Source organism: Reyranella soli (genome assembly GCF_007992495.1).
Taxonomy (GTDB): domain Bacteria; phylum Pseudomonadota; class Alphaproteobacteria; order Reyranellales; family Reyranellaceae; genus Reyranella; species Reyranella soli.
Genome location: NZ_BKAJ01000201.1, coordinates 1 through 17,885, shown reverse-complemented (window position 1 = coordinate 17,885; position 17,885 = coordinate 1). Strand labels below are relative to the sequence as shown.

Below are 17,885 nucleotides of genomic sequence, written 5' to 3'. Positions count from 1 at the left end.
CTCCGAAGAGAATGAGCCGGCCGGAGGCCGGCGGTCCGCAAGAGCATGAGAGTGGCGCCCGCAGCTACTCGATCACGTCGTCGGCCATCGCCAGCAGCTTCGGCGGCACTTGCAGCCCAAGCGCCTTGGCCGTCTTGAGGTTGATGGCGAGGCTGAAGTTGGTGGCCTGCTCGACCGGCAGGTCGGCCGGCTTCTCGCCCTTGAGGATGCGCGCCACGTTCAGGCCGGCGCGTTCCCACAGGCTTTCGACGTTGGCGCCATAGCTCAACAGCCCGCCGGCCGCGACGGCCTCGGCGTTGTCGAACATCGTCGGCACCGCCCCCTTCAGCGACAGCGCCGCAAGCTTGGCGCGTCGCACGAAAAAGGACGGATCGGTCGCCACCAACAGCGCCGTTGCCGGCTTTATCGCAGAGTAGGCAGCCTCGATCTCCTCGTCCGTCACTGCCTGCAGGATCTGGCTCTCTGCGCCGAGCGCCTTGGCTCCCGCCTGCACGGCCTCGGCGACGGCTTTGGCGCTGGGATGATTGGGATTGATGAGCACCGCGAGCACCGCGGCCTGCGGGGCGATCTCGCGCAGCAGCTCGAGCCGCTTGGGCACCAGCTCGACGTTCAAGGTGATGATGCCGCTGGCATTGCCGCCCGGCCGGTTCATGCTGGCGACAAGACCCAGTTGAACCGGCGGGTCGGCGATCAGGAAGTATATCGGAACGGCATTGGTCGCCGCTTTGGCGGCAACCGCCGCCGGCGTGCTCGACAGCGTGACGATCACCGCGACGCGCTTGGCGACGAGATCCGCCGCCAGCTCGGGTAGCTTGGCGTTCTGGCCACCGGCCCATCGGAAGTCGATCGTGACGTTCTTGCCCTCGACGAAGCCTGCTGCGGCCAGGCCCTTGCGGAAGGCGGCCAGACGCTTGACGTTTTGCTCGGGCGAACCGGAGTGGAAAAAGCCGACGACGGGCAGCGACTGCTGAGCACGCACGGCGATTGGGCCCAGCGCAACAGCCGCGCCCAGAAGCCTCGCTACGCCTCGACGGTGCAATGCGTCCTCCCCAGCCGGGAGGATACTAGAACGAGGGCTTCCTCGCGGCGACGGCGGAAATGAACTGATCTGGGTTGATATCCGACAGCGTCGTGCCCTTGACAACCGTCGGCTGAACCTTGATGCCGTGCACCGCCTCGAAGACGGCCGTCTCGGGATTGAAGGCGTAAAGCTGGCCTTCGGTCATGTTGAACCACCAGCCGTGCAGGGCGAGCGCGCCGGCCGCGACCCTCTCCTCGATCCAGCGGAAGCCCATCAGGTTGCTGACGCTGTTCAGCACGGCCGCCTGCTCGACGGCGCGCGTGATCTCCTCGCGCGAGCGGCCCTTCAGCTTGCTGACTGCTAGGTCGCGCACGTCCTGGGCGATGGCGGTCCAGGTCGAGAGATAGTCGTAGCTGGCGTAGATGCTGTCGCGGCCGTCGACCAGCGCGCCGATGCCGCCGCACAGCGCATGGCCCAGCACGACCACGTGCTCGACGCCCAGCCCCCGTACCGCGAATTCGATGGCCGACGACGTGCCATGGTGCCTTGTGTCCGGCGGGAACTGGGCCGGCGGCACCATGGCCGCCACGTTGCGCACGGTAAAAATGTCGCCGGGCTTGGTCTGGGTCAGGATGCCCGGATCGACGCGCGCGTCGGCGCAGCCGATGATCAGGATCTTCGGCGACTGGCCCTCGGTCGCGAGCTTCTCGAACAGGTCGTGATGCTCGCGGTAATAGCCGGTGCGGAAATCCTTGAAGCCCTTGAGAAGTCGTTCCAACGCCATGACGTCTCGCCTACCATGTCTTGTTCACCCTGGCAGCAAGGCGAAATGACCCAAGAATTGCTCTACGACAAGCGCGGCGAGGTCGGCTGGATCACCTTCAACCGCCCGCAGGCGCGCAATGCCCTTACCTTCGCGATGTATGAAGGTTTGGCCGAGATCTGCGCCCGCGTCGGCCGGACCGGCGAGGCCAAGGCCCTGGTCATCACCGGCGCCGGCGACAAGGCCTTCGCCGCCGGCACCGACATCGCCCAGTTCCAGGAGTTCAAGGACGGCGAGGACGGCATCGCCTACGAGCGCAAGATCGACCGCATCGTGGATGCCATCGAGCGCTGCAGCGTGCCGACCATCGCCGCCATCGCGGGCTTCTGCACCGGCGGCGGGGCGGCGATCGCGGCGGTCTGCGACCTCCGGCTCGCCACCACCAGCGCCCAGTTCGGCTTCCCCATCGCCCGCACGCTCGGCAACTGCCTGTCGATGGCCAACTACGCCCGGCTGGCCGCCTTGATCGGCCCGCAGCGCACCAAGGAGGTCATCTTCCTGGCCAAGCTGATCGACGGGCCGACCGCCCTCGACATCGGGCTGGTCGGCGAGCTTTTGCCCGATGCAACCGCCTTGCACGCCCGGGCCGAGGAAGTGGCCCGTACGGTCGCCAGCCATGCCCCCATTACGCTCCAGGTGACCAAGGAGGCGCTGCGCCGCCTGCAGGCGCGGCTGGGCGACGATAATATCGACGATCTCATCAGACTGGCTTACGGTAGCAACGATTTTCGCGAAGGCATGGCGGCATTCCTGGCCAAGCGGACGCCGAAGTGGTCGGGGACATGACACCCGGCGGGACATGAAGAAGGAGAAGGTGATGAAGCGAATTGGGACAACTCTTGCCGCTCTGGGACTGTGCGTTGCCGCCGCCGCCTGCGAGAACCCCCAGCAGAAGATCGCCGGCAAGGAAGACATGATGACGGCCGCCGGCTTCAAGTTCGTGCCGGCCAACACGCCGGCGCGCCAGGCGTCGTTCAAGCAGTTGCCGGCGCACCGCTTCTCGCGACAGATCCGCGACGGCCGCGTCTTCTACGTCTATCCCGACCCGACGGTCTGCGTGTGCCTGTATGTCGGCGACCAGAACGCCTATGCGCTCTATCGCAAGAACATGTTCGACAAGCAGCTCGCCGACGAGAACGCCATGACCGCCCAGGAAATGGAAATGTACTCCTGGGATTGGGGTCCGTGGGGTGGCTGGCCGTACGGCTGGTACTACTAGCGGCTGGGCCGCCGCCGGCGGCTGATCAAGCAATAGTAAAAATTGTGCCGGCTTCGTGGCAGTGCACATGGGTTGTGCACAGGGAACCACGAGGCCGGGTCCGGAGTTGATTCCATACGCGATTCAACGCGTGAAGGAGTCACAGCCCAATGCAGAAATATCGCATTGCCGCCGTCATCCTCGGCGGCCTGTTCCTGGCCTCTCCCGCAATGGCGCAGAGCACGAACCTGGCCTACGCCACCGGCGAGCCGCGTTCGGAAACCATCATCTTCCTTCAGAAGGGCAACGTGCTGCCGCCGTCGGCCGCGCCGATGGTCAGCAACGCCATCACCGCAGCGAGGGCCGGCAAGACGGTTCACCTGCAGGGTCGTACTGACCAGGCCGAAGCCGTGAAGCAGGAGATGATCCGTGATGGCGCGCCCGCCAATGCGATCGTCGTGGCACACGAGCCTGTGAAGGCGCTGCCCAAGGTGGATAGCGTGAGCGACGCCGCCAGCCGCACGGTCGCGATCAAGTACTAGAAGGACGCTTCGACAGATCCAAGCCCCGGGAACTCGCCACGCGCGCGAGTTCCCGGCGGGAAGTAGCGAAGGCCGGTCCATGAACCCGTGGTAATGGCCTGCCCCGTGCGAAGGCCGCCGCGCTTGCGGACCGCGTGATCGATCATCCAGGCCAGAGGCCGCACCGGATCGACCGCTCCCAATCCGCCCTTCTGATCCACTACCACTTTGTCGTCGATCACCAGCCTCACGGGCAGGTTTGCCCAGTCGAGGTTCTTCCAGTTCGTGATCGAATCTCCCACGACCAATGCATGGTTCATCTGGTTGTCGGCCAAAAGCCATTCGGGATCGGCCTGCTGGAAGTTCGCCAGCCGCGTGTCGACCACCTCCATGCCGACGAAGGCGTCGCCGACGGCGGCGAGCGCTTCGTCGCGCCCGACCGGCTCACTGCGCGCTGCGATGTCGCGCACGATGTGGAAGGAGATCTCTATCTCCACGCCGATCATGTGCATGGCCTTGCCGTCGAAGCGCGCCGGCGACGGCACCAGCGCGCCCGCGAGCAGTGGCGCGGGATTGGGCTCGGCTGTCGGCGTGCGCGCGCCGACCTTCCAGCCTGCCGCCGGCCCCGTCGCGCGTAAAACGCCGTCCTGGATGGCATAGACCGCATCGCGGTTCGGCAGTGCGAAGGGCGGCGCCACCTGGATGCCGGTGCGCCGTGCTTCCAGGAGGCCGCGCACGGCGTGGGAAATGTCGACCGTCATGCTAAGCTCGCCTCAAGCAAGAAATGATCCGGAGGGACAATGCCCTACGCCAGCGGGCGCGTCATTCACGATGCCGATGCGCACATCATGGAGTTGCCGGGCTTCCTCGCCGATCATCTCGAGGCGAAGTATCGCGGCCGCGTCGGCGATGACGTGCTGTTCCCACGGCGCGAGGGCTTTCACAGCCACCTCAAGGACGCACGCAGCGGCGCGGCGTTCGACGAAAGCCAGATCATGCTGGCCAAGAACTGGGCCGCGCTCGGCTCTTCCACTCGACACGACCGCCCGCGCTCGATCGACCTTCTGGGCTTCGCCAGCCAGCTCATGTTCACGACGGCGCTGCTCAACTACTCCTCGGTGCTCGAAGGTGGCCCCGATGCCGACCTCACCTACGCCGTGGCGCGCGCCCATACGCGGCACATGGTCGAGTTCTGCTCGGTCGACCGGCGCCTGCTGCCGACGGCCTATGTGCCGCTGGTCGATTTCGAGCGCACCGCCAAGGCGGCCAGGGAAGCGATCGAGCTCGGCGCCAAAGCGCTGATGATCCCCTCGCGCTGCCCCGACAACCATTCGCCGAGCCACATCGGCTTCGATCCCCTGTGGGCGATCGCCCAGGAGGCCGGGCTGCCGATCGTTTTCCATGTCGGCGGCGGCGGCAAGCTTCTCGAGGACGCCTACTTCAACAACGGCCTGCCGCCCGTTCCCGACTTCCACGGCGGCGACGACAATTTCAAGTCGATCGACTACATGGCGATCGCCTATCCCGTCATGAAGGCGCTGACCGCGCTGGTCGTCGACCGCGTGCTCGACCGCTTTCCGAGATTGAAGTTCGGCGTCATCGAGCAGGGCGCCTCGTGGGTGCCGGGCTGGATGCGCAACATGGATTCGGCACACAACGCCTTCTACAAGAACGAGGAGCGACTGCAGAAGATGTCGCTCCGGCCCAGCGAGTTCGTGAAGCGCCAGGTACGCGTCACGCCCTATCCGCACGAGGATGCCGGCTGGATCATCGCCAATGCGGGCGACGAAGTGTGCCTCTTCTCGTCGGACTATCCGCATGTCGAGGGCGGGCGCCATCCGATCAAGCGCTTCGAGGCCTCGATGGAAGCCAACAACATCAGCGAGCAGCAGAAGCAGCGCTTTTATTGCGACAACTTCGTCGACCTCATGGGAGCGGGACTGGCATGAGCACGTATTCAACCCTGTTGACCGAGCAGACCGGTGCGGTCCTCAAGATCACGACCAACCGGCCTGACGTGCTGAACGCGCAGAGCCGCGTCCTGCTGGAGGAGCTCGACGATGCCTTCCTGCGCGGCGTCGACGACGACACGGTGCGGGTCATCATCCTGGCCGGCGCCGGCAAGCATTTCTCGGCCGGCCACGATCTCGGCAGCCCGCAGGAGTTGGCGGACCAGAAGAAGACACCGCTCGAGCCCGGCTTCAAGGGCGAGTACCGGCGGCTGTGGGAGCGCTTCTTCGAGAACACCATGCGCTGGCGCGACCTGCCCAAGCCGACCATCGCCCAGGTCCAGGGCTACTGCATCATGGGCGGCCTGATGATCGCCTCGGCCTGCGACCTCATCATCGCCAGCGAGGATGCCCAGTTCGCCGACCGCGCCGTGAAGTGGGGCGGCAGCCACGTGCAGTACTTCTCGATGCCGTGGGACTTCGGGCCGCGCAAGACCAAGGAGTATCTGTTCACTGGCCGCTTCATCAGCGCGGCCGAAGCCGAGCGCGCCGGGCTGGTCAATCGCGTGGTCGCGCGGGAAAAGCTCGAGGAGGAGACTATGGCGCTGGCGCAGGACATCGCCGAGCGCGATCCCTACGCGATGAAGCTCGCCAAGGCGTCGGTCAACGAGACGATGGATGCGCAGGGCTTCAGGGCGGCGATGGAGAACGCCTTCAAGAACTACATGCTCACCATCCCGCATCGCATGGAGATGGGGACGTACGGTCCTGCGGCGCGGGAGAAGGCGCCGAAGGACCGGTTCGCGGTGCTGAACAAGAAAGTTGCGTCATAGTGGGAGCGCGGGCCTCCGGCCCGCTCATGACTTATGAAGCGGGCCGGAGGCCCGCGCTCCCAGCGAAGATTACGCCGCCCTACGCTGCCTCTCCGCCATCTCGACACCCATCGCCTGGACGACGGACGGGCGCTTCAGGTGCTTCTGGTGGTACGCCGCGATGGTCGGCCACTTCGAGAGGTCGATCTTCAGGAACACCGCCCAGTTCAGCATGGTGACCAGATACGCATCGGCCACGGTGAACGTGTTGCCGACGAGACAGTCGCCGGTCCCGAGCTTCTTCGACAGGTAATCGAAGGTCGGCTCGAACAGCTCGCGGGCAGCCTGCTTGGTGACGTCCGCGGCCTTGGGATTGAACACGTTGTAGAAGATGCGCTTGTGCAGCTCGGTCGACAGGTAGTTCAGCGTGTCGATGAGCTGGTAGCGCTCCACCGTGCCCCAGGCCGGCGCCAGCCCGGCCTCAGGCTTGCGGTCCGCCAGGTACTGCAGCACCGACGGCCCCTCGTTCAGGATCTGGCCGTCGTCCAGCTTCAGCGCCGGCACATAGCCCTTGGCCGAGATCTGAAAATAGTCGCCACCGTCGTCGGTCTTCTTGTTCTCGACGAAGCGGACCTTGACGGGCAGACCCGCTTCCAGCGCCGTGATATGCGAGGCGAGTGAGCAGGCCATGGGTGAGGCGAACAGTTCCATCGCGTCCTCCTGTTTTATGCGATACGGTACAGAAATACGGCTGACGGGCCACGTCAAGGCTAATTATGCGAACCAGTACAGAAATAACGAAACGTTCACGCGGCCGGCCGCGCGGCTTCATTACCGAGGAGGTACTTGAGAAAGTCCGCGGCGTGTTCCTGGCCAAGGGCTTCACTGGCGCTTCGCTCGACGAGCTGGCCGCCGCGGCCGGCCTCAACCGGCCGAGCCTGTACGCTGCGTTCGGCGACAAGGAGCAGCTCTACATCGCCACCTTGCGCTTCTACGGAGCCAAGAGCATCGAGGGCCTCGACGCGATCCTGGCCGGCCCCGGCACGATCCAGCAGCGCCTGGCCAAGGTCTACTCCGCCGCGATCGATCTCTACACCGCACCGCCGCACCGGCCGGGCTGCATGATCGTCGGCACCGCCGCCGTCGAATCGCCGACCTATCCCCGGATCGGCGAAGCTGCCGCCGAGCTTCTGGCCGCGATCGAGAAGAGCCTGGAGCGCGGCTTTGCCGCCAGCGACCTGCCGAAGACGCCGGCGCCCGCAGAGCGCGCCCGCATGGCCAGCGCCATCATGTACGCCATCGCCATCCGCGCGCGGCTGGGCACAAAGGCGTCCGATCTGAAGGCCTTCGCCAACTCCATGGTGCCCACGATCTGCGGTTGAAGACGTGGTAGCATCGGCGCAATGACGACCGATGCCTATCCGTGGAGCGCAGGCTTCCGCTCCCTCGAGGAAGAACACGACTACCGCCTCGACGAGATCGACGGCCAGGTGCCGGCTTGGCTCAGGGGCACGCTGTTCCACAACGGCCCAGGCCGCAACGACATCGGCGGCAAGTGGTTCGCCCATTGGTTCGACGGCGACGGCATGATCGCGGCGGTGCGTTTCGGCGACGACGGCATGCACTTCCGCAATCGCTATGTCGCCACGGACAACTACCGCGCCGAGACCAGGGCCGGCCGCGTCGTCAATCGTGGCTTCGGCAACATGCGTCCGGGCGGCGTTTTGGGCAACGCCTTCCGGCTACCCGCCAACGTGTCCAACACCTCGGTGCTGATGGACGGCGACCGGCTGCTGTCGCTGTGGGAAGGCGGCGCGCCCTACGTCATGGACCCCGCGACCCTCGAGACGCGTGGCGTAGAAGATTTCGGCGGCAAGGTGAAGGCCTTCTCGGCCCATCCCAAGCGCGATCCCGAGACCGGCGAGCTGTTCAACTTCGGCGTCGACTACGGCGCCAAGTGCACGCTGACGCCTTACCGCCTGAGCAAGGGCGGCCTCACCGCGCTGCCAGCCATCACCCTGCCCTATGCGGTGATGAACCACGACTTCGTGTTGACCAGGAACCACCTGGCGTTCTGCATCGGCCCTATCCTGCAATCGCCGCTGGCCTTCTTGCTGGGCCTTAAAAGCTTCGACGGCGGCCTGCACTGGGACAGTGGCAAGCCGACACTGATCCTGCTGGTGCCGCGCGCCGGCGGACAGCCGCGCATCATCGAGACCGACGCCTTCTTCCAGTTCCACTTCGCCAACGGCTACGAGGAGGACGGCGCAGTGGTGATCGACCTGATGCGCTATCCCGACTACCTGACCGTCGGAGAGGCCGCGCGCAACTTCTGGAAGTCGGAATGGCCGGCGAAGGGCATGGCCACCCTCACCCGCCTCTCGATCGATTTGGCCAGCGGCAAGGTCACGAGCCGGACCTGGGACACCGGTCAAGCCAACGAGTTTCCCTTCGTCAACCCGGCCTCGGTCGGCAAGCGCCACCGCCACACCTACTTCCTGAGCAGCCCGCCCGACCGACCGCGTGGCCTGCAGCAGCGTCTCTCCAAGCTCGACTGCGAGACCGGCGCCGTGACCCACCACGATTTCGGGCCCGACGGGTATCCCGGCGAGCCCTGCTTCGTCGCCGTGCCGAACGGTGCGGAGGACGACGGAGTCGTGATCACCCAGGTCTTCGACGCCGCGCGCAAGCGCACCGACATCGTCGGCCTCGACGCGCGCAACGTCGCCGACAAGCCGCTGTTCGTCGGCAGACTCACGCACCACGTGCCGTTCTGTCTGCACGGCACCTTTACGCCGCGGCCCCAATAACTCGGCGACTCGGCTTCAGGCCCTTATCGTCGGGAGTTCCCGCCCTTTCCGGTAGTCCCATCGTGGTGGTCCGCACTGTCCCTGGCCACTATCAATAGGGCCGCCGCCTGAATTTCGATGGTTTAGATAATTAAGATGTTGGAATCGCGTCCATCGGTAGGCCGGCGACCATGAGCATCTGGGCCGGTCGCATCACGAGCGCCCTGGTCGTGATCATCCTGGTCGAGGATGCGTCGGTGAACCTGTTCGCGCCGCAGCTCATCGAGGCAGAGATGTCGGCCTCGGGCTTCCCCATCGAGCTGGTGCCCGTCCTGGCGGCGCTGATGCTGCTCTGTGCTGTCCTGTATGCCTATCCGCGCACATCCGTTCTGGGCGCCATTCTCGTGACCGGCTTCTTCGGCGGCGCAATCTCCCTGCATCTCCGCATGGGCGAGATCGGCAGCCCTCCCCAGCTCATCAGCTTGCTGATCGGAGTCCTGGCGTGGCTGGGCCTGTTCCTCAGGGACGCCAACGTGCGGACGATCCTGCCCCTGCGCCGGCTTGCCTAAAGCACATTCCGTTCGGCTGGACCCGGCAGCCGAACGGATCGTGCCCGCTCCAGGTTCGTCTTAGCGCTTCGGCGTCGTCACCGGCGGCTGCGGCGGTCCTTGCATGCCGTCGGCCACGCGCACGAAGAGCGTGCTGGCTGAGCGCGCCGAATCGTAGGCCTCCTCGCCCAGCTTGCCCGGCGTGGCGTCGGTGTGCGAGACCTCGATGACGTAGCCGCCGCGCCACGGCAGCGGCGCCTCGAACGCGCCCTGCTCGTCGGTCTTGAACTCGCGCTTCCAGCCCGACTCGGCGATCAGCTCGGCCTTCGCCTTGGCGAGCGGCTTGCCCTGGTAGAAGACCTTGAACAGGCCAGGCTTGCCGGCCGGCACGATGTCGAGCGTGTTGACCGGCGCCTGCTCCTTGAAGTCGGCGACATAGCGCGCGGCGAGCCGGTTCAGCACCTTCGTGGGCTTGTCGCCGCGACGCTCGTTAACCGAGATTGTCTCGGCGACGATGCTGTCGTCCTTGCCCAGCGGCCCGGCGACGGCGAAGAAGGTCGCCTGCTTGTCGATCTTCAGCGCCTTGTCGCTGCCCGCGACCTTGGCCTCGGGCTTCAGGCGATCGAGCAGGCCGGGCGAGCCTTCACGTAGGTTCTCGTCGAACTCGCCGAAGTAGATGTGGGCGCCGTCGCCCTCGCGCTCCACCCAGATCGAATGGGCCGAAGCCCCCGCCGCGAGACCGAACGACAGCAGCGTGGCCGCCGCCGTCTGAAAGAACCTTGAACGCATGCACTTGCCCTCCAGATGCGAGTGCATGCTAGAGGCATTCTAGGAAAACGTCCACCGGTCGCCGCGCAAGAAGGATCACTGCGCCGCGCAGGCGCCGGCGGTTGAATGAAACGGTGACACTCGCAACGTCTCCACCACGGATCGATCGAGAAGGAGACAGCGAGCCGCGCTGAAAGTGCCAGTGCGAGATACCGACTCACTCGCGAATCCACTTAGTCTACGCCGCGTAACATCACGTAATTTTCGCATGTGATGTCGAGATCTCTTTTCTCGTCGAACGCAAGCCTGCACCCCACGTCCGCAACCGATGAAGCTCCAAACGAGGGATGCAGGCACATGACGACGTACTCTCTGCCATCGAACGTTCTGCGCGCAGCGGCAATACTCTCCAGTGCAATCGTTGCTATTGGCTACGCTGGACCGGTTTCGGCCGATTCGCTTTCGACCAGTTCCCGTTCGGTTGGCACCTCATCAGCCAACCAGACGCTTCTCGCGCAGGCGTCAGGCGAAGACACCCTGGCGCGGTGCCAGCAGCTGTTCGGCCTCTGGTCGCGCCACAATACCGATGGCTACGCCAAACCCCTGGACGCCAGAATGGGGCTGGAAGACTGCCAGAAAGGCAACATCACCGCCGGCATCACGACGCTGAAACGCGCCCTCGAGCGCGCGCAGATCCCGATCCCGCCGGCCGACGTTGCCCAGTCTCAAGAGACGGCTCCAGCGACCCTCAAGCCCCGTGGCGAGAAGCGGCGCTTGGCCCAGTAGGCCGCGAACGCAGACAGCACTTGAAGTCGGGCCTGTCGTCGCCGCATCGCGCGGCGTCAGGCCCGACCTTCTCGCGCGGCGGCGCCTTGGCCGGTCGCCCTGCTCTCATCGTTGGTCGGGGTTGTAGACCCTTATCGGCCGATGGGTTTTGTAGGCGGGCTTCTGATTGGCCCACATGACACCCGTGGCGCCGCCGCCATCGACGACGATGGCTTGGCCGGTGACGAAGGTGGAGCGGTCGCTCGCCAGGAAAAGGGCCATTTGCGCGATATCGTCCGGGAGACCGGCCCGGGGGATGGGTTGGAGACCGGCGTAGTCAGAGAGGCGTTCCTCGATCAGGGAATCCGGCCGACCCACCGTGTTGGCGGAAAGCGGCGTCGCGATGGCTCCCGGGCAGATGCAGTTGACCCGGATCGACTCCGGTCCGAGCTGCATCGCAGCCGCCTTGCTCATGTGGCTCACGGCGGCCTTGGCCGCAGAATAGACGATTGGCCCTCGCCCAGCGACGACGCCGGCGATCGAGCCGGTGTTGATGATCGAGCCGCCACCTTGCTTCCGCAACGCCGGTATCGCGTGCTTCATGCCCAGGAAAACGCCTTTGACCAGGACGTCGAACGTCAGGTCGAACTCGTCCGCCGGAATATCCTCGATCGGGCCGAGCGCGCCGCCGAAGCCCGCGTTGTTGAAGATGCAGTCGAGACGCCCCCAGCGTCCGACGGCCGTATCGACCGCCATCTTCACCTGGTTTTCCTGGCGCACCTCGCAGGAGACGAAAGTTGCGTTGGCGCCGAGCTCGCCAGCCAGCGCCCCTCCCCGCTCGCGCTGCATGTCGGCGATGACGACGCGTGCGCCCTCCTTCACGAAGAGACGAACCGTCGCCTCGCCGATTCCACTGGCGCCGCCGGTGATCACCGCCACCTTGCCTTCCAGTTCCGCCATGCCCGCCTTGCCTCCGGAAATGCGTTGATCCAACAGAGGTGTCCTACTCGATCCGATAGGGCGACATCGACTTCTGCGCCGCCTCCCGCCTGTCGTGCCAGCGTTGGCCGCCACCGTAGTAGGCGAGGCTTCCCGGCTTCGCCGTGCCATCGCCGTTGTAGTAGGAGAGGCAATCCCGCAACGGCGCCGACAGCACGTCCATCTCGGCACAATGCTGGGCGTACTCGTCTTCGGCTTCGCCGGTCACGTCGATGGTCGTGGCGCCGCGGGCCCTGACTGTCTGCAAGGCCCAGACGATATAGTGGGCGTGCATTTCGGCGACACGGGTGAAATTGAACTGGCCGCCACCACCCTGTGGGCCGTTCATGATGAAGAGGTTCGGAAAGCCGGCCGAGTGCATGCCCAGGAAGGTCTTCGTGCCTTCGGTTTCCCACTTCTCCCTCAGTGTCCTCCCTCCTCGGCCCTGGATCATGTTGAAGGAGCCGGTGCCCATCCATTCGAACCCGGTCGCGTAGATCAGGACATCGAGGGGATATTCCACGCCGTCGTGAACGATGCCTCGTTCGTTGATCAGCTTCACCCCCGTCGGCGCCGTGTCGACCAGGTGGACATGAGGCAAGTTGAAGGTCGGTAGAAATTCATCGTGGAACGTCGGCCGCTTGCAGCCGTAGGGATAATAGGGCTTCAGTGCCGCCGCGGTCTTCGGACTCGTCACCACGGAGTCCACGCGCGCGCGTATCTGCTCCATGACGCGGAAGTTGCTGTTGAGCTGGGCGTCGATCATCTCCTTCGGCGTCAGCTCGCGCTCGTAAACCTTCTGCTGCTTGTAGGCCTCGACCTTGCCCGACAAAAAGTCGTCGTTACCCTGCAACGCGGTGCGCCCGGCGGAAATGAGGGCCAGGCGCTCCCGCCTCTTGACGGCCCAGTCCCGCTCATGCGGCCAGGTGGCGTACTCCTCCTCCGTCGTGGCACGCTGATCGCGCACGTCGATGGACGAGGGCGTACGCTGGAAAACGTAGAGCGCCTTCACCACCTTCGCGATCTCGGGCACGACCTGCACCGCCGTTGCACCCGTGCCGATGATGCCGACCCGCTTGCCTTCCAGGTCCACGTTGTAGTTCCAGCGCGAGGTGTGGAAGGCCTTGCCCCTGAAGGTCTCCATGCCGTCGATCTTGGCGAGGCGTGGTGTCGTCAGGATGCCGTTCGCCAATACGACAAAGCGGGCGCGCATGGCATCGCCCCGGTCGGTCTTGACCGTCCAGCGCTTGGCTGCGTCGTCCCACACCGTCGCCTCGACCGTGGTGTGGAACAGGCAGTGGTCGTAGAAGCCGAACCGCTCCGCCATCGACTGGCAGTATTCCAGGATCTCGAAGCCCGACGCGAACTTCATGGAGGGGACGTGGCCCATCTCCTCGAGGAGAGGCAGGTAGCTGTAGCTCTCGACGTCACAGGCGATGCCGGGATAGCGGTTCCAATACCAGGTGCCACCGACATCGCCGCCCTTCTCGCAGAACCGCACGTCGGTGAAGCCCGCCTTCATCAGCCGATACCACAGGAGAAGGGCCCCGAAGCCGGCCCCGATCACCAGGACTTCGCAGTCGTCGTCCAGGGCATCGCGCGGTACCGGCGTGCCGGAATAGACATCCTCCAGATACGTGGCGAATTCGCCTTCCAGGCGAATGTAGTGAGCCGCACCGGCGCGTGCTTCCTTGAACTTCCGGTACTTCGCCTGCTCCTCGGCATTGAAGACGGCGCCACGTGGCGGCGGCGGCAGCGTCTTGAGGGCCTCGTCCTCGACGATCGAGTAGCCCTTGCCGGCGATCTTGTCGGTCGCCTTGGCCGCGCGCGTGGCGAACAGCTTGCGGCCGGTCTTCGGGTCGATGCGGACGGCCTCGCTCATGCGCGTAGCCCGATCCATGACGGGTCCACCAACGGTCGCGGCAGTGAGCCAAAATTCATCGCAGGACTCCGTCCATGTCTTGCAACACTGTAAGGACGATACCGCTGTCGAATAAGACGAGAATGCACACCACCTTTTGCAGTGTGAAAGCCATCTCGCCGGGGAGCCGTTGGATCCTTAGCTACCGATCCCGCAGCTTGGGATCGATCGCATCGCGCAACGCATCGCCGAACAGGCTGATGCCCAGCACTGTCAGCATGATCGCCACGCCGGGAAACACCGCAATCCACGGCGCCGTCGTGGCGTATTCCTCCGCCCCGCCCTGCAGCATCAGACCCCAGGCCGGCACCGGCTCCTGCACGCCGAGGCCCAGGTAGGAGAGCGAGGCCTCGGCCAGGATCGCCTGGCCGACGAAGGCCGAGAGCAGGATCAGGAAGGGGGCGATGACGTTGGGCACCATGTGGCGCAGCACGATGCGGGTATGGCTGAAGCCCAGCGCGCGGGCCGCGTCGACATAGGGCACCTCGCGCACGGCGAGCGCGCTTGCGCGCACGACGCGGCCGCAGCGCGGCACCAGTGGGATGGTGATGGCGATGATGACGTTGAACACGCCGGTGCCGAACACCGCCACCACGGCCAGCGCCAGGATGATCAGCGGGAAGGCCATCAGCACGTCGAGCACGCGCTGGAAGATGAGGTCGAACCAGCCGCCGAAATAGGCGCTGGCCACGCCCATCACCAGGCCGATGACGCCGCCCAGCACGGCCGAGCTGAAGCCCACGATCAGCGCGGTGCGCGCGCCGAATACCAGCCGCGAAAAGATGTCCCGGCCGAGCTGGTCGGTGCCCAGCCAATGGATCAGGTTCGGCGCCTCCATCATGGCGTTGAAGTCGTTCTCCTCGGGATCGAACGGCGCGATCCAGGGCGCCAGCGCCCCGGCCAGGAACATGACCACGACGATCACGAGGCCGAAGGTGCCGAGGGGCTGGCGTTTCACGAAATGAAGCGCGACGTCGAGCGGCGAACGCTTGCGGTCGAGGGCCTCGTCGATTGGTGCCGCGGCGGCGCGATTGGGTACCGTGATCGTCATCGCTTGGCCTTCACGAGTAGCGGATGCGCGGGTCGAGCCAGGCATAGAGCAGGTCGACGACGAGGTTGGTGAGGACGAAGACGGCGACCACCAGCATGGTCAGCGCCTGCGTCATGACGTTGTCCTGGTTCTGCACCGACTGCACGAACAGCCGGCCGATGCCGTTCAGGTTGAAGACCTGCTCGGTGACGACCAGGCCGCCGATCAGGAAGGCGAACTCGATGCCGATCAGGGTAACGACCGGCAACAGCGCGTTCTTGAGCGCGTGGCGGTTGACGATGATCTGCTCGACCAGCCCCTTGGAGCGGGCGGTGCGGATGTAGTCCTCGCGCATCACCTCGAGCATGGCCGAGCGCGTCATGCGCATGGTCACCGCGGAGTAGCGGTAGCCCACGGTGATGGCCGGCAGCAGCACGATCGAGAGGTTGCGGAGGGGATCCTGCCAGAACGGTACGTAGTCGATCGGCGGCATCCAGGCCTTGCCGGTCGCCAGGTAGGTGATGTCGAGCACCAGCACCAGCGACATGATGCCGAGCCAGAAGGAGGGCGTGGCGATGCCTGCGATCGCCACCATGCGCACGATATGGTCGAGCCAGGTGTTCTCCTTCAGGGCGGAGATCGTGCCCAGCGGAATGGCGATCAGGACGGCGATCACCGTGGCCATCAGGGCGATCTGCAGCGACACCGGCAGGCGCGTGCCGATCTCGACGGCGACCGGCCGGCCCGACCACATCGACGTGCCGAAATCGAACGTGAAGTAGCTGCCCAGGAAGTCGAGGAACTGCACGATCAGCGGATTGTTCAGCCCGAGGGCCTGGCGGCACGCCTCCATCGCCGCCGGATTGCCGTGCGAGCCCATGCCGAGGCGGATCAAGCAGACGTCGCCCGGAATGAGCCGCATCAGGACGAAGACCAGGGCCGCGGCTCCCACCAGGGTGGGAATGGCCAGCAGGAGCCGCGTGACGACGTAGCGATACATCTCGGTCCTACTTGTCCAGCCAGATGTTCGCGAGATCCTGGTTCAGGTAGTGGCTGGGACTGATCTTCCAGCCGCGCACATAGGACCGCTCGGGGATGATGCGGAACCAGTACGGCGTGATGATCGCGTGGGCCATCGTGTCGAGCGTATGGGTCTCGTACTCGCGCATGGCGGCCCGCTGCGCCTTGGGATCACTCTCGCGCAGCATCTTGTTGTAGAGTTCGACCGACTTGGGATCATCGTAGTCGCCGTAGCTCTCCGGATAGACCGACTTCGGCAGGTACTTGCCGGTGTCGAGCGCCGGATTGACGATGCTCTGGCAGTTGGCGTCGACCACGACGTCGAAATTGCCGCCGCGCATGGCCTGGAACCACGGCCCGGTCGGCACGACCTTCTGCTCGACGTTGAGGCCGATCTTCTTCCATTCGCCGATCAGCCAGGTGCCGACGAACTTGTAGGGCTGGTCGACGTTGCGGTTGGTCAGCTCGAACTTCAGGCCCTCGGCGCCGGCCTCCTTGAGCAGGCGGCGCGCCTCGGCCCGCGCCTTTTCGATGTCGGGCCAGTAGCCCGCCATCTTCTCCAGCTCCTCCTTTGTGGCGGCGAGCGGCGAGCCCGGGAAGACGATGCCGCCCACCGTCTTGACGTTGGCGATCTTGGAGAGCGCGGGCGCCCCCTTCCACTGATCGACGGCGAGCGCCAGCGCGCGGCGCACGCGGACGTCGTCGAACGGCTTCTTCTTGTGATTGGGCGTGATGATGTTGCCGCAGTTCCAGTCGCTCTCCTGGATGTTCACGTCCTTGCCGGCCTCCTTGACCAGCGAATCGCGGGCCGACGGCGGCAGGCCGCGAAACTCCATGGCGGCGCGGTCGGCGCGGATGGCGTCGACGCGGACCGACTGCTTGTCGGCGAAGATGCCCTCGATGCCGTCGAGGTAGGGCTGGCCCTTGTGATAGTAGTCGGGGTTGCGCACGCCCTTGATCGCCTGGCCGACGTCGTAGCTCGCGAACTTGAACGGGCCGGACCCCATGATGTTCTTCTCGTACCAGTGCGGATCCTTGTCGAGGATCTCCTTCTTGAAGATCCAGGTAAAGGGATCGGCGAGAGCCGGCAGGAACGCCGACGTCGCGAACTTCAGCTTGAAGACGATGGTGTTGTCGTCGGGCACCTCGATCTTGTCGACCATGGCGTAGTAGCTGACGCGCGCGCTGGTCGTGCCCTGCGGCGGGAAGACGATGCGGTTCCAGCTCGCGCCGACGTCCTTGGCCGTGAGCTGGCTGCCGTCGTGGAACTTCACGTCGGGGCGGATCTTGAAGGTGTAGGTCTTGCCGCCGTCGGTCGGCTTCGGCATCTCGGTGCAGAGATCGCAGACATACTCGGTGGTCGAGGCCGGGTTGTCGGGCGGGACGCGGATCAGCACGCTGTAGAACGGCGCCGCGGCATGCACCGTGGCGAAGGTCGTCTCGCGATGGCCGTCGAAGCTCGGTGGCGAATCGGCCGGGATCATGTAGGTGAGCGTGCCGCCGCGTTTGGGCGCCTCAGCCCCGGCGGGAAGTGCTGCGATCGAGACTGCGAGGCCAAGGCCCGCAGCCATGAGTCCTGTACGCACGTACATCGCCTCCTCCTGTGCAACCTGATTTCTTTTGGTTTTCCTTTCTCGTACGCTGACGCTTACGCTTTGCTGCACGTCTTGCCGGACCGCGGACCTCCAGGTCCGCTCATATTCATGGTCTTCCGGACCGCGCGCATCCTGCGCGCTCATGAC

General features: G+C 65.3%; 19 protein-coding genes. 9 read left to right on the top strand and 10 right to left on the bottom strand.

Features of this window, described 5'->3' with window-relative positions; genetic code table 11:
* Positions 1 to 64: 64 nt before the first annotated feature.
* Positions 65 to 1,039 (bottom strand): ABC transporter substrate-binding protein, encoded by a 975-nt coding sequence (locus RSO01_RS41310; protein WP_170303756.1) that lies wholly within the window; start codon positions 1,037 to 1,039, stop codon positions 65 to 67.
* A gap of 25 nt (positions 1,040 to 1,064) precedes the next feature.
* Positions 1,065 to 1,805: a carbonic anhydrase gene (locus tag RSO01_RS41305; RefSeq protein ID WP_147156444.1), complete on the bottom strand. Its 741-nt coding sequence runs from the start codon at positions 1,803 to 1,805 to the stop codon at positions 1,065 to 1,067.
* A 45-nt stretch (positions 1,806 to 1,850) separates the two neighbouring features.
* Between RSO01_RS41305 and RSO01_RS41300 the strand changes: the two genes are divergently transcribed.
* From RSO01_RS41300 to RSO01_RS41290, 3 genes are all read left to right on the top strand, one after another.
* Complete coding sequence (locus RSO01_RS41300; RefSeq protein ID WP_147156443.1) at positions 1,851 to 2,630, top strand: enoyl-CoA hydratase/isomerase family protein; 780 nt, start codon at positions 1,851 to 1,853, stop codon at positions 2,628 to 2,630.
* A gap of 31 nt (positions 2,631 to 2,661) precedes the next feature.
* Complete coding sequence (locus RSO01_RS41295; RefSeq protein WP_246159163.1) at positions 2,662 to 3,063, top strand: hypothetical protein; 402 nt, start codon at positions 2,662 to 2,664, stop codon at positions 3,061 to 3,063.
* Between the two features lie 149 nt (positions 3,064 to 3,212).
* Complete coding sequence (locus RSO01_RS41290) at positions 3,213 to 3,584, top strand: hypothetical protein (protein ID WP_147156442.1); 372 nt, start codon at positions 3,213 to 3,215, stop codon at positions 3,582 to 3,584.
* On the opposite strand, the gene RSO01_RS41285 is transcribed toward RSO01_RS41290, so the two are convergent.
* Positions 3,581 to 4,324 carry a 2-keto-4-pentenoate hydratase gene (locus RSO01_RS41285; protein ID WP_147156441.1) on the bottom strand — a complete coding sequence of 248 codons (744 nt, stop codon included), beginning with the start codon at positions 4,322 to 4,324 and terminating at the stop codon, positions 3,581 to 3,583. The two genes, RSO01_RS41290 and RSO01_RS41285, sit on opposite strands and share 4 nt — an antisense overlap.
* A gap of 39 nt (positions 4,325 to 4,363) precedes the next feature.
* On the opposite strand from RSO01_RS41285, the gene RSO01_RS41280 reads away from it, so the two are divergent.
* Both RSO01_RS41280 and RSO01_RS41275 read left to right on the top strand, forming a co-directional pair.
* Complete coding sequence (locus RSO01_RS41280) at positions 4,364 to 5,512, top strand: amidohydrolase family protein (protein ID WP_147156440.1); 1,149 nt, start codon at positions 4,364 to 4,366, stop codon at positions 5,510 to 5,512.
* Positions 5,509 to 6,345 carry an enoyl-CoA hydratase gene (locus tag RSO01_RS41275; RefSeq protein ID WP_147156439.1) on the top strand — a complete coding sequence of 279 codons (837 nt, stop codon included), beginning with the start codon at positions 5,509 to 5,511 and terminating at the stop codon, positions 6,343 to 6,345. The genes RSO01_RS41280 and RSO01_RS41275 overlap by 4 nt, the downstream gene beginning before the upstream one ends.
* A gap of 69 nt (positions 6,346 to 6,414) precedes the next feature.
* On the opposite strand, the gene RSO01_RS41270 is transcribed toward RSO01_RS41275, so the two are convergent.
* Positions 6,415 to 7,035, bottom strand: coding sequence for a glutathione binding-like protein (locus tag RSO01_RS41270; RefSeq protein ID WP_147156438.1), 621 nt, complete (start codon positions 7,033 to 7,035; stop codon positions 6,415 to 6,417).
* A 152-nt stretch (positions 7,036 to 7,187) separates the two neighbouring features.
* Here RSO01_RS41270 and RSO01_RS41265 point away from each other — a divergent pair, with 152 nt between their 5' ends.
* The 3 genes from RSO01_RS41265 (at position 7,188) to RSO01_RS41255 (ending at position 9,682) form a co-directional block, all read left to right on the top strand.
* Positions 7,188 to 7,706 (top strand): TetR/AcrR family transcriptional regulator, encoded by a 519-nt coding sequence (locus RSO01_RS41265; protein ID WP_170303755.1) that lies wholly within the window; start codon positions 7,188 to 7,190, stop codon positions 7,704 to 7,706.
* Between the two features lie 21 nt (positions 7,707 to 7,727).
* Positions 7,728 to 9,134 (top strand): carotenoid oxygenase family protein, encoded by a 1,407-nt coding sequence (locus RSO01_RS41260; protein WP_147156436.1) that lies wholly within the window; start codon positions 7,728 to 7,730, stop codon positions 9,132 to 9,134.
* A gap of 170 nt (positions 9,135 to 9,304) precedes the next feature.
* The gene (locus tag RSO01_RS41255) at positions 9,305 to 9,682 is read left to right on the top strand and encodes a DoxX family protein (protein WP_147156435.1); all 378 of its coding nucleotides are present in this window, start codon (positions 9,305 to 9,307) and stop codon (positions 9,680 to 9,682) included.
* A 60-nt stretch (positions 9,683 to 9,742) separates the two neighbouring features.
* On the opposite strand, the gene RSO01_RS41250 is transcribed toward RSO01_RS41255, so the two are convergent.
* Positions 9,743 to 10,450, bottom strand: a complete 708-nt coding sequence (locus RSO01_RS41250) for a DUF4198 domain-containing protein (RefSeq protein ID WP_147156434.1) — start codon at positions 10,448 to 10,450, stop codon at positions 9,743 to 9,745.
* 336 nt (positions 10,451 to 10,786) lie between these two features.
* Here RSO01_RS41250 and RSO01_RS41245 point away from each other — a divergent pair, with 336 nt between their 5' ends.
* Complete coding sequence (locus RSO01_RS41245) at positions 10,787 to 11,215, top strand: hypothetical protein (RefSeq protein ID WP_147156433.1); 429 nt, start codon at positions 10,787 to 10,789, stop codon at positions 11,213 to 11,215.
* 105 nt (positions 11,216 to 11,320) lie between these two features.
* Here the strand turns inward: RSO01_RS41245 and RSO01_RS41240 are convergent, their stop codons facing one another.
* The 5 genes from RSO01_RS41240 to RSO01_RS41220 form a co-directional block, all read right to left on the bottom strand.
* Positions 11,321 to 12,154: an SDR family NAD(P)-dependent oxidoreductase gene (locus RSO01_RS41240; protein WP_218037625.1), complete on the bottom strand. Its 834-nt coding sequence runs from the start codon at positions 12,152 to 12,154 to the stop codon at positions 11,321 to 11,323.
* 43 nt (positions 12,155 to 12,197) lie between these two features.
* Positions 12,198 to 14,054 (bottom strand): flavin-containing monooxygenase, encoded by a 1,857-nt coding sequence (locus tag RSO01_RS41235; protein WP_170303753.1) that lies wholly within the window; start codon positions 14,052 to 14,054, stop codon positions 12,198 to 12,200.
* Positions 14,055 to 14,235: 181 nt separating this feature from the next.
* A complete protein-coding gene (locus tag RSO01_RS41230) occupies positions 14,236 to 15,144 on the bottom strand; it encodes an ABC transporter permease (protein WP_147156430.1) in 909 nt (302 codons plus the stop codon).
* A 10-nt stretch (positions 15,145 to 15,154) separates the two neighbouring features.
* Complete coding sequence (locus tag RSO01_RS41225) at positions 15,155 to 16,123, bottom strand: ABC transporter permease (protein WP_147156429.1); 969 nt, start codon at positions 16,121 to 16,123, stop codon at positions 15,155 to 15,157.
* Between the two features lie 7 nt (positions 16,124 to 16,130).
* Positions 16,131 to 17,735: an ABC transporter substrate-binding protein gene (locus RSO01_RS41220; RefSeq protein WP_170303752.1), complete on the bottom strand. Its 1,605-nt coding sequence runs from the start codon at positions 17,733 to 17,735 to the stop codon at positions 16,131 to 16,133.
* Positions 17,736 to 17,885: the final 150 nt, after the last annotated feature.

Coding starts and splice junctions, on each gene's coding strand:
- RSO01_RS41305 (WP_147156444.1), bottom strand. CDS start 1,805: ATGGCGTTGGAACGACTTCTCAAGGGCTTCAAGGATTTCCGCACCGGC.
- RSO01_RS41300 (WP_147156443.1), top strand. CDS start 1,851: ATGACCCAAGAATTGCTCTACGACAAGCGCGGCGAGGTCGGCTGGATC.
- RSO01_RS41295 (WP_246159163.1), top strand. CDS start 2,662: ATGAAGCGAATTGGGACAACTCTTGCCGCTCTGGGACTGTGCGTTGCC.
- RSO01_RS41290 (WP_147156442.1), top strand. CDS start 3,213: ATGCAGAAATATCGCATTGCCGCCGTCATCCTCGGCGGCCTGTTCCTG.
- RSO01_RS41285 (WP_147156441.1), bottom strand. CDS start 4,324: ATGACGGTCGACATTTCCCACGCCGTGCGCGGCCTCCTGGAAGCACGG.
- RSO01_RS41280 (WP_147156440.1), top strand. CDS start 4,364: ATGCCCTACGCCAGCGGGCGCGTCATTCACGATGCCGATGCGCACATC.
- RSO01_RS41275 (WP_147156439.1), top strand. CDS start 5,509: ATGAGCACGTATTCAACCCTGTTGACCGAGCAGACCGGTGCGGTCCTC.
- RSO01_RS41270 (WP_147156438.1), bottom strand. CDS start 7,035: ATGGAACTGTTCGCCTCACCCATGGCCTGCTCACTCGCCTCGCATATC.
- RSO01_RS41260 (WP_147156436.1), top strand. CDS start 7,728: ATGACGACCGATGCCTATCCGTGGAGCGCAGGCTTCCGCTCCCTCGAG.
- RSO01_RS41255 (WP_147156435.1), top strand. CDS start 9,305: ATGAGCATCTGGGCCGGTCGCATCACGAGCGCCCTGGTCGTGATCATC.
- RSO01_RS41250 (WP_147156434.1), bottom strand. CDS start 10,450: ATGCGTTCAAGGTTCTTTCAGACGGCGGCGGCCACGCTGCTGTCGTTC.
- RSO01_RS41245 (WP_147156433.1), top strand. CDS start 10,787: ATGACGACGTACTCTCTGCCATCGAACGTTCTGCGCGCAGCGGCAATA.
- RSO01_RS41240 (WP_218037625.1), bottom strand. CDS start 12,154: ATGGCGGAACTGGAAGGCAAGGTGGCGGTGATCACCGGCGGCGCCAGT.
- RSO01_RS41235 (WP_170303753.1), bottom strand. CDS start 14,054: ATGAGCGAGGCCGTCCGCATCGACCCGAAGACCGGCCGCAAGCTGTTC.
- RSO01_RS41230 (WP_147156430.1), bottom strand. CDS start 15,144: ATGACGATCACGGTACCCAATCGCGCCGCCGCGGCACCAATCGACGAG.
- RSO01_RS41225 (WP_147156429.1), bottom strand. CDS start 16,123: ATGTATCGCTACGTCGTCACGCGGCTCCTGCTGGCCATTCCCACCCTG.
- RSO01_RS41220 (WP_170303752.1), bottom strand. CDS start 17,735: ATGTACGTGCGTACAGGACTCATGGCTGCGGGCCTTGGCCTCGCAGTC.